General features: G+C 74.6%; 14 protein-coding genes. 6 read left to right on the forward strand and 8 right to left on the reverse strand.

Annotated elements, in window-relative coordinates:
• Positions 1–25 precede the first annotated feature (25 nt).
• Positions 26–979, forward strand: a complete 954-nt coding sequence (locus Nocox_RS14200; protein WP_020546287.1) for a LysR family transcriptional regulator — start codon at positions 26–28, stop codon at positions 977–979.
• A gap of 16 nt (positions 980–995) precedes the next feature.
• On the opposite strand, the gene Nocox_RS14205 is transcribed toward Nocox_RS14200, so the two are convergent.
• Positions 996–1,574: a hypothetical protein gene (locus Nocox_RS14205; RefSeq protein ID WP_020546288.1), complete on the reverse strand. Its 579-nt coding sequence runs from the start codon at positions 1,572–1,574 to the stop codon at positions 996–998.
• 131 nt (positions 1,575–1,705) lie between these two features.
• On the opposite strand from Nocox_RS14205, the gene npdG reads away from it, so the two are divergent.
• Positions 1,706–2,365, forward strand: coding sequence for an NADPH-dependent F420 reductase (gene npdG / locus Nocox_RS14210; protein WP_020546289.1), 660 nt, complete (start codon positions 1,706–1,708; stop codon positions 2,363–2,365).
• A 3-nt stretch (positions 2,366–2,368) separates the two neighbouring features.
• On the opposite strand, the gene Nocox_RS14215 is transcribed toward npdG, so the two are convergent.
• Genes Nocox_RS14215 through Nocox_RS14240 form a run of 6 tightly spaced genes read right to left on the reverse strand, consistent with a single transcriptional unit; the run spans position 2,369 to position 7,937 of the window.
• Positions 2,369–2,974 (reverse strand): response regulator transcription factor, encoded by a 606-nt coding sequence (locus Nocox_RS14215; RefSeq protein ID WP_020546290.1) that lies wholly within the window; start codon positions 2,972–2,974, stop codon positions 2,369–2,371.
• Positions 2,971–4,071, reverse strand: a complete 1,101-nt coding sequence (locus Nocox_RS14220) for a sensor histidine kinase (protein ID WP_020546291.1) — start codon at positions 4,069–4,071, stop codon at positions 2,971–2,973. The genes Nocox_RS14215 and Nocox_RS14220 overlap by 4 nt, the downstream gene beginning before the upstream one ends.
• 28 nt (positions 4,072–4,099) lie before the next feature.
• Positions 4,100–4,819 carry an ABC transporter permease gene (locus Nocox_RS14225; protein WP_020546292.1) on the reverse strand — a complete coding sequence of 240 codons (720 nt, stop codon included), beginning with the start codon at positions 4,817–4,819 and terminating at the stop codon, positions 4,100–4,102.
• Positions 4,816–5,742: an ABC transporter ATP-binding protein gene (locus Nocox_RS14230; RefSeq protein ID WP_020546293.1), complete on the reverse strand. Its 927-nt coding sequence runs from the start codon at positions 5,740–5,742 to the stop codon at positions 4,816–4,818. Before Nocox_RS14230 ends, Nocox_RS14225 begins: the two co-directional genes overlap by 4 nt.
• A 46-nt stretch (positions 5,743–5,788) precedes the next feature.
• A complete protein-coding gene (locus Nocox_RS14235) occupies positions 5,789–6,469 on the reverse strand; it encodes an alpha/beta hydrolase (RefSeq protein ID WP_211212799.1) in 681 nt (226 codons plus the stop codon).
• Between the two features lie 34 nt (positions 6,470–6,503).
• Entirely contained in the window at positions 6,504–7,937 is a 1,434-nt protein-coding gene (locus Nocox_RS14240) for an aminotransferase-like domain-containing protein (RefSeq protein ID WP_020546295.1), read from the reverse strand.
• A gap of 134 nt (positions 7,938–8,071) precedes the next feature.
• Here Nocox_RS14240 and Nocox_RS14245 point away from each other — a divergent pair, with 134 nt between their 5' ends.
• Positions 8,072–9,214 carry a trans-sulfuration enzyme family protein gene (locus Nocox_RS14245; protein ID WP_020546296.1) on the forward strand — a complete coding sequence of 381 codons (1,143 nt, stop codon included), beginning with the start codon at positions 8,072–8,074 and terminating at the stop codon, positions 9,212–9,214.
• A 38-nt stretch (positions 9,215–9,252) separates the two neighbouring features.
• Positions 9,253–10,188: a serine/threonine dehydratase gene (locus Nocox_RS14250; RefSeq protein WP_020546297.1), complete on the forward strand. Its 936-nt coding sequence runs from the start codon at positions 9,253–9,255 to the stop codon at positions 10,186–10,188.
• Between the two features lie 61 nt (positions 10,189–10,249).
• On the opposite strand, the gene panB is transcribed toward Nocox_RS14250, so the two are convergent.
• Entirely contained in the window at positions 10,250–11,098 is an 849-nt protein-coding gene (gene panB, locus Nocox_RS14255; protein WP_020546298.1) for a 3-methyl-2-oxobutanoate hydroxymethyltransferase, read from the reverse strand.
• Positions 11,099–11,270: 172 nt separating this feature from the next.
• Here panB and Nocox_RS14260 point away from each other — a divergent pair, with 172 nt between their 5' ends.
• Positions 11,271–12,554, forward strand: coding sequence for an MFS transporter (locus Nocox_RS14260; protein ID WP_020546299.1), 1,284 nt, complete (start codon positions 11,271–11,273; stop codon positions 12,552–12,554).
• A 196-nt stretch (positions 12,555–12,750) separates the two neighbouring features.
• Positions 12,751–14,301 carry a DHA2 family efflux MFS transporter permease subunit gene (locus Nocox_RS14265; protein WP_020546300.1) on the forward strand — a complete coding sequence of 517 codons (1,551 nt, stop codon included), beginning with the start codon at positions 12,751–12,753 and terminating at the stop codon, positions 14,299–14,301.
• The last annotated feature ends 16 nt before the right edge of the window (positions 14,302–14,317 follow it).

The raw sequence follows: 14,317 nt of genomic DNA on the forward strand, positions 1-14,317 counted from the left end.
TGAAGTTCCCCGTAAGCTGGGCTGCATGGACATCGACCCCCGGCGGCTGCGGGTCCTGCACGAGGTCGCCCGCCGCGGCGGCGTCATGCGGGCCGCCGAGGCGCTCCACCTGACCCCCTCCGCGGTCTCCCAACAGCTCGCCCAGCTCGAACGCGAGGTCGGGCTGGCCCTCATCGACCGCTCCCAGCGCAGCGTGTCGCTCACCCCCGCCGGGCGGGTGCTGGCCGGCTACGCCGAGCGGGTGGAGGAGGAGCTGCTGGAGGCCCGGCGCGAGCTCACCCGCTTCACCGAGCGGCTGGCCGGGCCGGTGCGCATCGCGGCGTTCCCCACCTTCATCAAGCACATGCTGGTGCCCGCCCTGCGCGCGCTGGCCGAACGCCACCCGAAGATCGTCCCGACCATCCACGAGATCTACGGCCAGCCCGCGCTGCGGGAACTGCGGCTCGGCGCGGTCGACGTGGTCATCACCGAGCAGGACATGGGGTTGCCCGCGCTGACCCAGCCGTCGCTGAGCACGCGCCTGCTCTACGTCGACGAATACCGCATCGTGCTGCCGCCCGGCCTGCCCGACCCGCCCCGCACGGTCGCCGACCTGGCCCGCCTGCCGTGGGTGGCCGGCGAGCCGAACCAGGCGTGCGGGCAGGCGCTGGAACGGCTGGCGGGGCTGCACGGGTTCGAGCCGAGGAAGGTGCACGTCATCACCGAGTTCGGGCCGACGCTGGCGCTGGTGGCGGCGGGGCACGGGGTGGCGATCGTGCCCGCGCTGGCGCTGCTGGACGTCCCCGAGGGCGAGGTCCGGGTGAGCGAGCTGCGGGACGTGGGGGCGCGCCGGCTGGACGCCGTCACGCGGGTGAGCCGGACCCGGTCGGGCGAGCCCGACCCGGTGCAGGCGGTGGTGATCGCCGCGATCGAGGACGCCACGGCGGCCCTCCAGGCCCTCTTGAGCGGACGTCTCCGCACCCCGTCCGACCCCGGCTGACGCCCGGACGGCGCCGTCAGTCGGGCAGCTGGGGGCCGCTGACCCGCTCCAGGAGGCGGGCCAGCCGGCCGCGGAGGCCGAGGCGCTGCTCGACCTCGCCGGCCGCCGCGCTGACCAGGTGCTGCGCGCCGTCGAAGGTGACCAGCCCGTCGCGCGGCACCTCCAGCGCGTCGTGCGCGAGCCCCGCGAGCTCCCGGTCGCCGCCCTCGATGGCGAGGATGGTGGCACCGGTCCTGCGGGCGTCGTCCACCCGCTCCAGGAGCGGCACCGGCGCCCGCTGCTCGGTCAGCACGAACAACGTCTCCCCGCGCGCCGCCCGCTCCAGCCGGTCGAGGCCGACGCGCAGGTGGGCGGGGGCGTCGGCGGGTGGCGCCCAGCGCACCAGCGTGGGCGTGAGCTGCGGCAGCCCGGAGAAGCGCGCCTCGTCGGCGAGGTGGGCGGTCAGGTGCCAGGGCTCGTCCTCGGGGGTGCCGACCAGCAGCAGCCCGCCGGGGGAGCGGGTGGCGCGCAGGGCCTGCCCGAGGTCACGGGCGCGGTCGAGCCAGCTCGTACGGGCCAGGAGTTCGCGCAGGAGTGCCACCGATCCCGAGTCCATGCGTCCATGGTGCCGGACGGTCCCGTACGGGGGAGCTGTTTCGGAAGTGATGGTTTGACACCCTGTGCGCTCCGGCGGTCAGCCAGCCCCTCGCGCGCACCGCGCGGAGGGCGGCTGGCATGATGCGAGCCATGACTGACGTGAACGTGAGCGGGCTCTCCATCGGCATCCTCGGCGGCACCGGCGACCAGGGGAAGGGCCTGGCGCGGCGGTTCGCGCTGGCCGGGCATCAGGTGCTCATCGGGTCCCGCAGCGCCGAGCGCGCCCAGGAGGCGGCCGGGTCCATCGGGGCGGGCGCGCGCGGCGCGGCGAACGCCGACGTCGCCACGGAGGCCGACCTCGTGATCGTGGCCGTCCCGTACGAGGGGCACAAGGCGTTGCTGGAGTCGCTGCGCGCCGAGCTGGCCGGCAAGATCGTGGTGGACTGCGTGAACCCGCTCGGCTTCGACAAGCAGGGCGCCTACGCGCTGCCCGTGGCGGAGGGCAGCGCCGCGCAGCAGGCCGCGGCCGTGCTGCCGGACAGCCGGGTGGTGGCGGCCTTCCACCACGTCTCGGCGGTCGTGCTGATGGACCCCGCGGTCGACAAGGTGGACCTCGACGTGCTGGTGCTGGGCGACGACCGCGAGGCGACCGACACGGTGCAGGCGCTGGCCGCGGTGATCCCGGGGGTGCGCGGCGTCTACGGCGGGCGGCTGCGCAACGCCCACCAGGTCGAGGCGTTCACCGCCAACCTCATCTCGGTCAACCGCCGTTACAAGGCGCACGCCGGTCTCCGGATCACCGACATCTGAGGGTCACAGCCAGCCGGCGTCCTCGGCGACGCGGATCGCGTCGATCTTGTTGCGGGCGCCGGTCTTGGTGATGGCGGCCGTCAGGTAGTTGCGCACGGTGCCTGAGGACAGGTGCAGGCGGGCGGCGATGTCCTCGGCGGACGCGCCGCGCGCCGCCTCCTTGAGCACGGTTGCCTCGCGCGGGGTGAGCGGGCTCTCGCCGTACTCCATCGCGGCCGACACCAGCTCGGCGTCCAGCACCCGGAGGCCCGCCGCGGTCCTGCGCACGGCGTCGGCCAGCCGCTCGCCGGGGGCGTCCTTGACGAGGAACGCCTCGATCCCGGCGGCCAGCGCGCGCCGCATCTGGCCGGGCCGGCCGAGCGCGGTGAGGACGAGGATCCGGCAGGACGGCAGGCGCTCGCGCAGCTCGGCGGCGGCGGTGATGCCGTCGAGCACGGGCAGGTCGATGTCCACGATCGCGACGTCGGGGCGGGTCCGCAGCGCGGCGGGCACGATCTCGTCGCCGCGCGTCACCTCGGCCGCGACCTCGATGTCGGGCTCCAGGCGGAGCAGGGCGGAGAGCGCGGCCCTGATCATGTGCATGTCCTCGGCCAGCAGGACCCTGATCACGCGGGCACCTCCATGGCCAGCACGAAGCCGCCGTCGCCGGTCGGGGCGGCGGCGCAGGAGCCGCCGGCCTGGGCGGCGCGCTCGGCCAGCCCGGTGAGCCCGCCGCCGGCCGCTCCGGGGCCGGGAGGGGCGCCGTCGTTGGCGATCTCCAGCCGCGCCTTCCCGCCGCCGGCCGAGGTGGTGATCGTGCAGACGGTGGCCCGGCTGTGCCGCAGGACGTTGGTGACCGCCTCGCGCACGCCCCAGGCCAGCGCCTCCTCCGAGGGGCGCGGCAGCGTCACGGCGGCCAGGTGCGCTTGGCAGCTCACGCCGGACGACTCCAGCAGCGCCCTCCCGCGGTCCACCTCGCCGGCCAGCGACATGGCCCGGTAGCCGCGGGCGACCCGGCGCACGTCCTGGGCGGCCTCTCTCGCGACCCGTACCAGCTCGCCCATCTCGGTGCGGGCCGAGCCGGGGTCGCGGTCCAGCAGGCGGGTGGCGAGGTCGCCCTTGAGCGCGATCGCGGTGAGGCTGCGCCCGAGGCCGTCGTGCAGGTCGCGGGAGATGCGCAGCCGCTCCTTGAGCACGGCGGCGTCGGCCAGCCCGGCCCGCGCCCGCGCCAGTTCGGCCGCGGTCCTGGTCAGGCGGACCAGCGCGTACGTCATCGCCCCCGTCGTCGGCACGCTCACCACGTAGAAGGCGGTGATGACGGCGAGGCCGGGGCCGCTCCACAGGATGAACCCCTCGTACGCCATCGCGGCCCCCACCAGCGCGCACCCCCACCCCAGCGGCAGGTACACCAGCAGCGTCCCCGCCAGCATCGGCGCGGCGACGGCCGAGAAGCCGCTCGGCAGCAGGAGGTCCGGCAGGTACGTGGCCACCGCCTGCAGCACGACCAGCAGCGGGAAGCGGGCGGACCGCTCGCCGCGCAGCGCCGCCCGCATGTTGAGGTGGTGGGTGCCGACGACGGCGAGCATGACGAGGCCGGCCGCCGCGCCCCAGCCCACGCCGAACCGGAAGTACAGCAGCGCGATGACGGTGTACGCGACCGACACGGCCGTGATGAGCACGATCGCGAGCCGTCCGGCCGGAACGGGAGGCGCCGAGGTGGAGAGCACAGCCGATTATGTCCCTTTTGTGGTGGTGTCAGGACCGCCGGGGTTCCCAGCGGAACCACAGCCGCAGCGCCACGAGCCCGGCCGCCGCCCACCCCGCCAGCACCAGCGTCGCCCGGACCGGTTCGCCGGTGCGCACCGCGTCCACGACCACCGAGGTCGGCAGCAGGTCCAGCGCGGGCCGCAGCCACGACGGCAGCGGGATCGGCCCCATCGCGCCCGCCGTCACCCCGGAGAGGAGGAAGACCGGCATCGTGTACGCCGCCGCCAGCTCCGCCCGCGGCACCGCCGCCGTGTACGCCGCCCCGAGCAGCGCCATCACGGCCGAGCCCGCCGCCGTGACCAGCGCGAACACCACGACGTCCGCCGGCGGCGCCACCCCGGCGGCCAGGCGCACGGCCACCGCGCACCCCACGATCACCGCGAACGTCTGGGTGGCGTTGGAGCCGATCTGCCCGGCCAATATCTGCCCGTCGGTCAGCTCGGTCGCCCGCAGCCGCTTGAGCACGAGCTGGTCGCGGCGGCCGGTCAGCGCGACCGTGATGTTCATGAACGCGGTGATCGACAGCACGACGGCCAGCGTGGCGGGGAACAGCTCGGCCGCGGCGGCCGGGCCGTCGGCCCGTACGTGCCGCATGAGCAGCGGCATCCCGATCGACAGGCCCACGGGCGTGACCACGGAGGCGAACAGCATGGGCTTGTCCCGCCAGAACAGGCGGACGCCGAGCCGGTAGGTGGCGGCGAGGCTCATCGGACGCCTCCCGCCCGCGAGAGCGCCGCGTCCCCGCCCGGGCCGGGGAAGGCGAGGTCGAGGAACAGGTCCTCCAGCGTGGCCTGGCGCACCTCCAGGCCCGCCAGCCGCAGCCCACGCCCCGCGGCCCAGGTCAGCAGCGTCTGCGCGGCCAGGTCGGGGTCGTCGGCGCGGCACACCGCCCGCCCGTCCTCGACCGCGACCGGCAGCGGCAGCTCCCCGGGGTCCACGTGCGGGGGCAGCAGGAACGACACCCGCCCGGCCCGCCCGGCCAGGGTCTCGGCCATGCCGCCCGCGGCCACCACGCGGCCCGCGTCCATGATCGCCATGCTGCCGGCCAGGCGCTGCGCCTCCTCCAGGTAGTGGGTGGTCAGCAGGATCGTGACGCCCTCCGCGGCGAGGCCGCGGACGACGTCCCAGGTGGCCGCGCGCGCCTCCGGGTCCATGCCGGCGGTCGGCTCGTCGAGGAACAGCACCCGGGGCCGGCCCAGCAGGGCCAGCGCCAGGTCCAGCCGCCGCCGCTCGCCGCCGGAGAGCTGCCGCACCCGCACGCCCGCCCGCCCGGACAGCCCGGCGAGCTCCAGGGCCTCGGCGCGCGGGCGGGGCGCGGCGATGAAGCCCCGCCAGATGTCGACGGTCGCGGCCACGGTCAGGTCGGGGAAGAACCCGGCCTCCTGCAGCATGATCCCGGTGCTCCGCCGCAGGGCCGCGCGGGCGGTGTGCGGGTCGAGGCCGAGCACCCGTACCTCGCCCGCGTCGGCCCGCTGGAACCCGGCCAGCACCTCGACCGTCGTCGTCTTGCCCGCGCCGTTCCTGCCGAGCAGCGCGAAGACCTCCCCCTCGGCCACCTCGAACGAGATGCCCCGCACCGCCTCGAACCCCTGATGGCTCTTCCTGAGCCCGCTGACCCTGATCGTCGTCATGACTCCGACTGTGGCCCGGCGGGCACTCCCGGCGGCAGTGAGGAATTCACGACTTGCGCGACGATCTCAGCAGCGCGTCGGTGACGGCCTCGGGCTCGACGAGCTGGTGCAGGTGCAGGCCGGGCAGCCGGGTCACCGGCCAGCCGCGCCTGGCGGCCTCCCCGGCCACCCCGTCGTACGGCGGCCCGAACCACAGGCAGGAGCACCGGACCTCGTCCCACCCGGCGGGCACCGGCACGGACTGGGTGTAGTAGGCGAGCGGCAGCCGCGGCTGCTCGGCCGTCACCCGCGCCCGCACGGCCGGGTCGGGCAGCATGGGCGCCACGTCCTCCTCGTCCCACCAGTCGGTCCAGCGCGGCAGCACGCCGTCGGGGCCGGCCAGGCCGCGCAGGAACGGCAGGAACCCCTCCTCGGCGATCCGTACGAGACCGGAGGGCGGCGGGATGTGGGCGTCGGCGAACACGCACGCCACCACGCGCTCGCCCAGACCCTCCTTGATCACCGGCACGAAGAACCCGGCGTTGCTGTGCGCCACGAGCACGAGTGGCGCCGCAGGCCCGGCGTCCCTCACCACGGCGTCCCTCACCGCGGCCACGACGCGCGGCCAGTAGGGCGGCCCGCCCGCCGCGATGCCGGTCAGGTCGGGGACCACGACGGCACGGCCGCGCCGCTCCAGGGACTCCGCCACGGGCGCCCAGGTCGAGGGGCCGACCGAAGGGCTGTGCACAAGTACGAAGGTCGTCTCCACGCCCTCCACACTCTCAGACGATCAGGGTGTGCCGGGACGCCGCGCGGCCCGTTCCGCCGAAGGCCGCCCAGGCCAGGGCCAGGTTGTTCACCGCTCGCGAAAGCTCGTCCGCGGGCAGCAGGAAGTGCAGCCGCATGCGGTCGGCGTGCCCCCCGAGCGGGTCGAACGAGCGGCCGGGCGGCACCGCCACCCCGTGCCTGAGCGCCACCTGCGCGAAGGCGTCCACCTCGCCGCGCGGGACGCGCACCCAGATGGTCTGGCCGCCCCTGGCCGGCTCGAACGTCCACGACGGCAGCCGGTCGCGCAGCTCGGCGCACAGGAGGTCGTGGCGGGCGGTGAGGTCGCGTACCCGCTGCCCGCGCACCTCGTCGAGGCGGCGCAGCAGCGCGGCGGCGGCGAGCTGGCTGACCACCTCGCCCCCGAGGTCGTGCACCGCCCGCAGCCGCGACAGCCGCGACACCAGCGGGGCGGCGGCCCGGATCCAGCCGACCCGCAGCCCGCCCCAGACCAGCTTGCTCATCGAGCCGACGGTGATCACCTGCTCGCCCCGCCCGAACGCGGCGAGCGGCGGCGGCGCCGGGCCGGAGAAGCACAGCTCGGCGCAGACCTCGTCGTCCACCAGCGGCACGTCGTGCTCGGCGGCGAGCGCCGCCAGCCTCCGCCGCTGGGGGACCGGCATGATCGCGCCGTCCGGGTTGCGCGCGGTCGGGACGAAGTAGGCGAGGGCGGGCCGCCGCTCCCGCAGGGCCGCGCCCAGCCCCTCGGGCGTCACCGGCCGGACCACGGCGGCCGCGTGCCGGAACACCTCCAGCGCCCCCGGGTACGTCGGCGACTCGGTCAGCACGGTGTCGCCGGGCGCCACGAGGAGGCCGGCGAGCAGCGTGAGCGCCTGCTGGGCGCCCGTCGTCACCAGGATCTCCCCGGGCTCGGTGGGCAGCCCGCGCCCGGTGTAGTACGCGGCCAGCGCGGCCCGCAGCACCGGGTTGCCGGCCGGCTGGTAGCCCAGGTCGCGCAGGCCGGACAGGGCGCGGGCGGCCTCCTCGTACGCCTCACGCAGCGCCTCCGGCGGGTCGTCGGGCGCGGCGCAGGTGAGCAGCGCGACCCCGTCCGGCGGGTGCAGGATGTGCAGCAGCAGCGGGTTGGCGGGCACGCCGTCGGCGGTCCTGCTGGCCGGCAGGTCGAGCGCGGCCACCCGGGTGCCGCTGCCCTGGCGGCGCACCACCCGGCCCTCCTGCCGGAGCAGGTCGTACGCGGCCACCACGGTGCCCCGGCCCACCGCCAGCCGCCCGGCCAGCACCCGGTCCGGCGGCAGCGGCTCGCCCGGCGGCAGCACGCCGTCGTCGATCAGCGCCCGGAGGCGGGCGGCCAGCAGCAGGTAGAGCGGGCCGCGCCCGGACGCCCAGCGGCCCAGCAGGTCGACGAGGTCGGCCAGATTGGACCCATTCATGAGCCAATTCTGCCGGATTGGCTCTCAACCGGGGCCGCCGCTCGGGAGATCCTGGCGGTATGACCGATCACCGCCCAGAGACTCCGCGCCCAGAGACGCCGCGCCCGGAGACTCCGCGCCCAGAGACCAGAACCGTGCACATCCCGCAGGCGCCGGTGGACGGCAGCCGCCCGATGACCGTGCCGATCTACCAGACCTCCGGGTTCTCCTTCTCCGACCCGGCCGTCATGGCCGAGGCGATGGGGAGCCCGACCGGCCCGTTCGTCTACTCGCGCTACACCAACCCCACCGTCCGCTCCCTGGAACTGGCCGTCTCAGGGCTTGAGGGCGGCGCGGGCGCGATCGCCACCGGCTCCGGCATGAGCGCGATCAACACCGTGCTGCTCGGCCTGCTCAGGCCCGGCGACCACCTCATCGCCCAGCGAGCGCTGTACGGCGGCACCTCGGCGATGCTCAGCGAGCTCGCGGCGAGGTTCGGCATCTCCGTCACGCACGTGCCCGGCGACGACCCCGCCGCCCTGCGCGCCGCCCGGCGGCCGGAGACCAGGCTCGTCTACCTGGAGACGATCAGCAACCCGACGGCGCTGGTCGCCGACCTGCCCGGCATGTGCGCGGCGGCCCGCGAGCTCGGCCTGCTGTCCGTGGTCGACAACACCTTCGCCACGCCGATGCTGTGCCGGCCGATCGAGCACGGGGCCGACGTCGTCGTGCACTCCACCACCAAGTACCTGTCCGGGCACAGCGACGTCGTCGGCGGCCTGGCCGTCATCGCCGACGCGGGGCTGTACGAGCGGGTCTGGCACTTCGCGATCGAGCTGGGGGCCTCTGCCGACCCGTTCGCGGCCTGGCTGGTGGTGCGCGGGCTGCAGACGCTCGCCCTGCGGATGGAGCGGCACTGCGCCAACGCCGAGTACCTGGCGACGCGGCTCGCCGCGCACCCGGCGGTGACGGCGGTGCACTGGCCGGGGCTGGCCTCGCACCCGTCGTACGAGCTGGGGCGCAAGCTGCTGCCCGGGTTCGGCGGGGTGTTCTCGTTCGACCTGGCGGGCGGGCGCGCGGCGGGGGAGAGGTTCATGAAGGCGGTGCGGCTGGCGGTGCTCGCCCCCTCGCTCGGCGGGGTCGAGACGCTGGTCATGCACCCGGCGACCACCTCGCACCGCTCGCTCACCGCCGAGGAGCTGGCGGCGAACGGGATCGGCGAGGGCACCGTGCGGATCGCGGTCGGCATCGAGCACCCCGAGGACCTCTGGGCCGACGTCTCGCAGGCGCTCGCGTAGCCTGCGAGCGTACAGTCCGCGCTCACCCGGGAGAAGTCATGATCACCGATGGGACCGCCGTCACCCGTGAGGACGTCGCCGCCGCCGCCCGGCGCATCGCCGGGCTCGTGCTGCGCACGCCCGTGCTGGAGGTCTCACCGGGGCTGTTCATGAAGCTGGAGCTGCTGCAGCACTCCGGGTCGTTCAAGGTGCGCGGGGCGTTCAACCGCATCCTGTCGGCGGGCACCCTCCCGGACAGCGGCGTGATCGCGGCCAGCGGCGGCAACCACGGGCTGGCGGTGGCGTACGCGGCGCGGACGCTCGGCGTGCGGGCCGAGATCTTCGTGCCCGAGGTGACCAGCCCCGTCAAGGTGGCGGGGCTGGCGGCGCTGGGCGCGCACGTCACCCAGACCGGGGCGATCTACGCCGAGGCGGCGGAGGCGGCGGCCAAGCGCGCCGCCGAGACCGGCGCGCTGTCCGTCCACGCCTACGACCAGCCCGAGGTGATCGCCGGGCAGGGCACGACCGGGCTGGAGATCATGGAGCAGACCGGCGGCGTGGACACCGTGCTGGTGGCCGTCGGCGGGGGCGGCTTCGCGGCCGGCATCACCCTCGCCACCGGCGACGCCGGTGGCGGCGGGCCGCGGATCGTGGCCGTCGAGCCCGAGCTGATCCCCACCCTGAACGCCGCGCTGCGGGCCGGCGAGCCGGTGCAGGTCGGGGTGAGCGGGGTGGGCGCCGACGCCCTGGGCGCCAGCAGGATCGGTGGGCTGGCCTTCGGCGTCCTGTCCGCGCCGCGCGTGCGCAGCGTCCTCGTGCCCGACGAGGCGATCGTCGCGGCGCGGCGGGTCCTGTGGGAGCGGCACCGGCTGGTGGCCGAGCACGCGGGGGCGGCGGCGTACGCGGCGCTGCTGTCGGGGGCGTACCGGCCGGAGGACGGGGAGCGGGTGGCGGTCGTCGTCTGCGGCTCCAACACCGACCCCGCCGGCCTCTGACCTCACCGGGGCGCGCCGCCCCGCCGCGGGACGGCGCGCCCGGGGATCAGCTGCCCGGAGATCAGCTGTAGGTGTGCTCGGGAGCGGGGAACGCGCCCGAGGTGACGTCGGCGGCGTAGGCGCGGACCGCGCGGTCCAGGTCGCCTGCGAGGTCCGCGTACCGCTTGACGAACTTCGCCGGCCGCGGCGTCAGCCCCATCAGGTCCTGCCACACCAGCACCTGCGCGTCCGTACGCGGCCCCGCCCCGATCCCGATCGTCGGGATCGCGAGGGACGTCGTCACCCGGTGCGCCAGCTCGGCCGGCACGCACTCCAGCACGACGGAGAACGCCCCGGCCCGCTCCAGGTCCTTGGCGTCGGCCATGAGCTCGTCGCCCGACTGGCCGCGCCCCTGCACCCGGTAGCCGCCGAGCACGTTGACCGACTGCGGGGTCAGCCCGAGGTGCGCCATCACCGGCACCCCGGCCGAGACCAGCGCCTCGACCTGCGGCAGGATGCGCCGGCCGCCCTCCAGCTTGACCGCGTGCGCGCCCGCCTCCTTCATGAAGCGGGCGGCCGACTCCAGCGCCTGCGCCGGCGAGCCCTGGTAGGACCCGAACGGCAGGTCGGCGACGACCAGCGCCCGCGACGAGCCGCGGACGACGGCCGCGGTGAGCGGCAGCAGGTCGTCGACCGTGACCGGCAGCGTGGAGTCGTAGCCGTAGACGACCATGGCGGCCGAGTCGCCCACGAGCAGCACGGGGATGCTTGCCGCGTCGAACACCCGCGCCGTCATGGCGTCGTAGGCGGTGACCATGGGCCACCGCTCTCCGCGCTCCTTGGCGGCGGCGAGGTCGCGGACGGTGACGCGGCGGCCGGCGGCGCCACCGTACAGCGTCGTCGTGGGGGTGGGGGTGGTGGAAGAGGACATGGATCAACCCTCCTGAGCCGTCTCGAGGCGCCCCAGTGGCGTCCCCGGACCTCCTCCGATGATGACATGCGAGGCCAAGGGGACAAAAAGGGGCGCGAGGCGGGCGGCGGAAACCCAGTGGCGAAAGTGTCGGTGCCTGTTGCCAGAATGCAGGCGGAGGTAAACGAACACCATGGCTCTCGACCCTTACCGACGGCTGCTCAGGATCCCCGGCGTCCCCACCTTGCTGGTGGTGGGGCTGCTGGCCCGGGTGCCGGCCACCGCCACCGGCATGGCGCTGACCCTGCACGTGGCCGAGGTGCTGCAGCTGGGCTACGCCAAGGCCGGGCTGGTCACGATGGCGAGCACGATCGGCATGGCCGTCGGCTCGCCGCTGTCGGGAAGGCTCGTCGACCGGCACGGGCTGCGTCCCGTGCTCGCCGTCACCACCGCGGCCCAGGCGGCGTTCTGGTCGTGCGCGTGGGCGCTGCCGTTCCCCGCGCTCGCCGCGGCGGCGGCGCTGGCGGGGCTGCTGGCCCTGCCGGTGTTCAGCGTCACCCGGCAGTGCCTGGCCGCCATGGTGCCCGCGCCGCAGCGGCGCACCGGGTTCACGATCGACTCGATGCTGGTCGAGCTGTCCTACATGACCGGTCCCGCGCTCGCCGTGGCGGGCCTGACCACGCTGGGCAGCACCGTGACGATGACGGTCATCGGGGCCGGCATGACGGTCGCGGGCCTCGGCCTGCTCGCGCTCAACCCGCCCACGCGCTCGGCGGCCGAGAAGGAGCACGAGGCGCGCGTCGGCAGAGTGGCGCGGCGCGAATGGCTCACGCCCGCCTTCGGCGGGCTGATGGCCACGGTCGCGGCGGCCACGTTCGTGCTCACCGCGACCGAGCTGTCCCTGGTCGCCACCATGACCGACGCGGGCGACACCACGTGGGTGGGCCTCGCCGTCGGCATCTGGTGCGTCTACTCGCTGGTCGGAGGCTTCGTGTACGGCGGGCTGTCGCGGGGCTTCTCGCCGTTCGCGCTGATCGCGGGCATGGGCCTGCTGACGGTGCCCGTCGGGCTGGTGGCCGGCGACTGGCGCCTGCTCGTCCTGGCACTCCTGCCGGCCGGTCTGCTGTGCGCGCCTGCGCTGTCGTCCACGGTCGACGTCGTCAGCGGCCGGGTGCCGGCGGCCGCCCGGGGCGAGGCGATGGGCCTCCACGGCACCGCGCTGCTCATCGGCGGCGCGGCCTCCGCGCCGATCGCCGGTGCGGTCATCGACGGGGTGGGGCCGTCGTGGGCGTTCGCGGTGGCCGGGCTGACCGGCGTGGCCATCGTCCTGACCGCACTGCCCCTGTGGCGCCGCCGCCGGCCCGCCCTGCTGGACCCCGCCCTGGCCCCGCTGAACCCCGTCCGGGACGCTCCGTCGGCGCCGGACGCTCCGGGTGCTCCGACACCTCCCGCTACTCCGGCTGCTCCGGGTTCCTGAGCTGGCCGGGCGCTGAGTCGAGCGCGCGGCGCCGGGCCACGGGGGCGCCGGTGCCGCGCGCTCGCATGTGACGCGGCGATGACGGCAGAGGGCCGGCCGTTCACGCCGAATTTACGAAACGGGACCGTTGCGTATCGGAATGCCTTGCGATACGTTGGCGTAGCGAAACTTAGCCGTATCGAAATTAAGGACGTTCATGGACCCGAACTCGGGGCATCCACGCCGATGGGCCATCCTCGGCGTACTGGTGTTCAGCCTGCTGGCGGTCGTGCTCGACAACACGATCCTCAACGTGGCGATGAAGACCATCTCCGATCCCACCGCCGGCCTGGGCGCGACACAGAGCGAGCTGGAATGGGCGATCAACTCCTACACGCTGGTGTTCGCCGGGTTGTTGTTCACCTTCGGCGTGATCGGTGACCGCACGGGCCGCAAGCGCATGCTGGTCGTCGGCATGGTGCTGTTCGGCCTGGCCTCGCTCGCCAGCGCCTACGCCCAGGACCCGATGCAGCTCATCCTGGCCAGGGCGGCGATGGGCATCGGCGGCGCGGCGATCATGCCCGCCACCCTGGCCATCATCTCCAACGTCTTCCCGCCCGCCGAGCGCGGCCGGGCGATCGGCGTGTGGGCGGCCGGCGTGGGCCTCGCCGTGGCGATCGGCCCCATCACGGGCGGCCTGCTGATCCAGCACTTCTGGTGGGGCTCGGTCTTCCTCGTCAACGTGCCGATCGTGGTCGTCGGGGTGATCCTCATCGCCGCGATCGTGCCCGAGTCGAAGGACCCGAAGCCGTCCAGGCTCGACCCGGTCGGCGTGATCCTGTCGATCATCGGCCTGGTCTCCCTCGTCTACGGCATCATCCGCGGCGGCTACCTCGGCACCGTGGCCAGCGCCGAGGTGCTGGTGCCCACCCTCGCCGGGGTGGCGGTGCTGGGGGTGTTCGTCTGGTGGGAGCGGCGCATCGACCACCCGGTCTTCGACGTACGCAGCTTCGCCAACCCCAAGTTCGGCTCGGCCATCGCCATGATGGGCATCGTGTTCTTCGCGATGATGGGCGGGATGTTCTTCCTGACCTTCTACCTGCAGATCGTGCTCGGTTACACGGCGCTGCAGGCGGGGGCGCTGATGATCCCGTTCGCCGCCGCGCAGCTCATCTTCGCGCCGCTCAGCCAGCGGGTGAACGAGCGTGTCGGCGCCAAGCTGGCCGCGACCGTCAGCATGATCGTGATCGCGCTGGTGCTGAGCAGCTACGCCTTCATGACCGAGAACACCCCGATCCTGCTCATCGAGGTCGTCTTCTTCGTCCAGGGCGCCGCGATGGCCAACATCATGCCGCCCGCCACGACCGCGATCATGGAGGCGCTGCCCAGGGAGAAGGCCGGCGTCGGCTCGGCCATGAGCAACACCGTCCGCCAGGTGGCCGGCGCGCTCGGCGTGGCCGTGCTCGGCTCGGTGCTGTCGTCGAGCTACCGTGGGCACATGGAGCCGGTGCTCGCCGGTCTGCCGGCCGGCGTCCAGCACGCCGCGGGCGAGTCCATCATGGCCACCATGGGCGTCGCCGAGGCGCTCGGCGAGCGTGGCCAGGCCCTGATCAAGCCGGCGTTCGCGGCGTTCATCGAGGGCATGCACGTCACGGCGCTCGTCTCGGCCGCGATCGCGCTGCTCGGCGTCGTCGTGGTGGCCCGCTGGATGCCGGGCAGGCCGAAGCCGGTCCAGCAGGCGGAACAGAAGGAACCAGCGGTAGTGTGAGGCCGCGTTGACATCC

Source organism: Nonomuraea coxensis DSM 45129 (genome assembly GCF_019397265.1).
Lineage (GTDB): Bacteria > Actinomycetota > Actinomycetes > Streptosporangiales > Streptosporangiaceae > Nonomuraea > Nonomuraea coxensis.

Coding starts and splice junctions, on each gene's coding strand:
- Nocox_RS14250 (WP_020546297.1), top strand. CDS start 9,253: ATGATCACCGATGGGACCGCCGTCACCCGTGAGGACGTCGCCGCCGCC.
- panB (WP_020546298.1), bottom strand. CDS start 11,098: ATGTCCTCTTCCACCACCCCCACCCCCACGACGACGCTGTACGGTGGC.
- Nocox_RS14230 (WP_020546293.1), bottom strand. CDS start 5,742: ATGACGACGATCAGGGTCAGCGGGCTCAGGAAGAGCCATCAGGGGTTC.
- Nocox_RS14265 (WP_020546300.1), top strand. CDS start 12,751: ATGGACCCGAACTCGGGGCATCCACGCCGATGGGCCATCCTCGGCGTA.
- Nocox_RS14205 (WP_020546288.1), bottom strand. CDS start 1,574: ATGGACTCGGGATCGGTGGCACTCCTGCGCGAACTCCTGGCCCGTACG.
- Nocox_RS14260 (WP_020546299.1), top strand. CDS start 11,271: ATGGCTCTCGACCCTTACCGACGGCTGCTCAGGATCCCCGGCGTCCCC.
- Nocox_RS14200 (WP_020546287.1), top strand. CDS start 26: ATGGACATCGACCCCCGGCGGCTGCGGGTCCTGCACGAGGTCGCCCGC.
- Nocox_RS14225 (WP_020546292.1), bottom strand. CDS start 4,819: ATGAGCCTCGCCGCCACCTACCGGCTCGGCGTCCGCCTGTTCTGGCGG.
- npdG (WP_020546289.1), top strand. CDS start 1,706: ATGACTGACGTGAACGTGAGCGGGCTCTCCATCGGCATCCTCGGCGGC.
- Nocox_RS14240 (WP_020546295.1), bottom strand. CDS start 7,937: ATGAATGGGTCCAATCTGGCCGACCTCGTCGACCTGCTGGGCCGCTGG.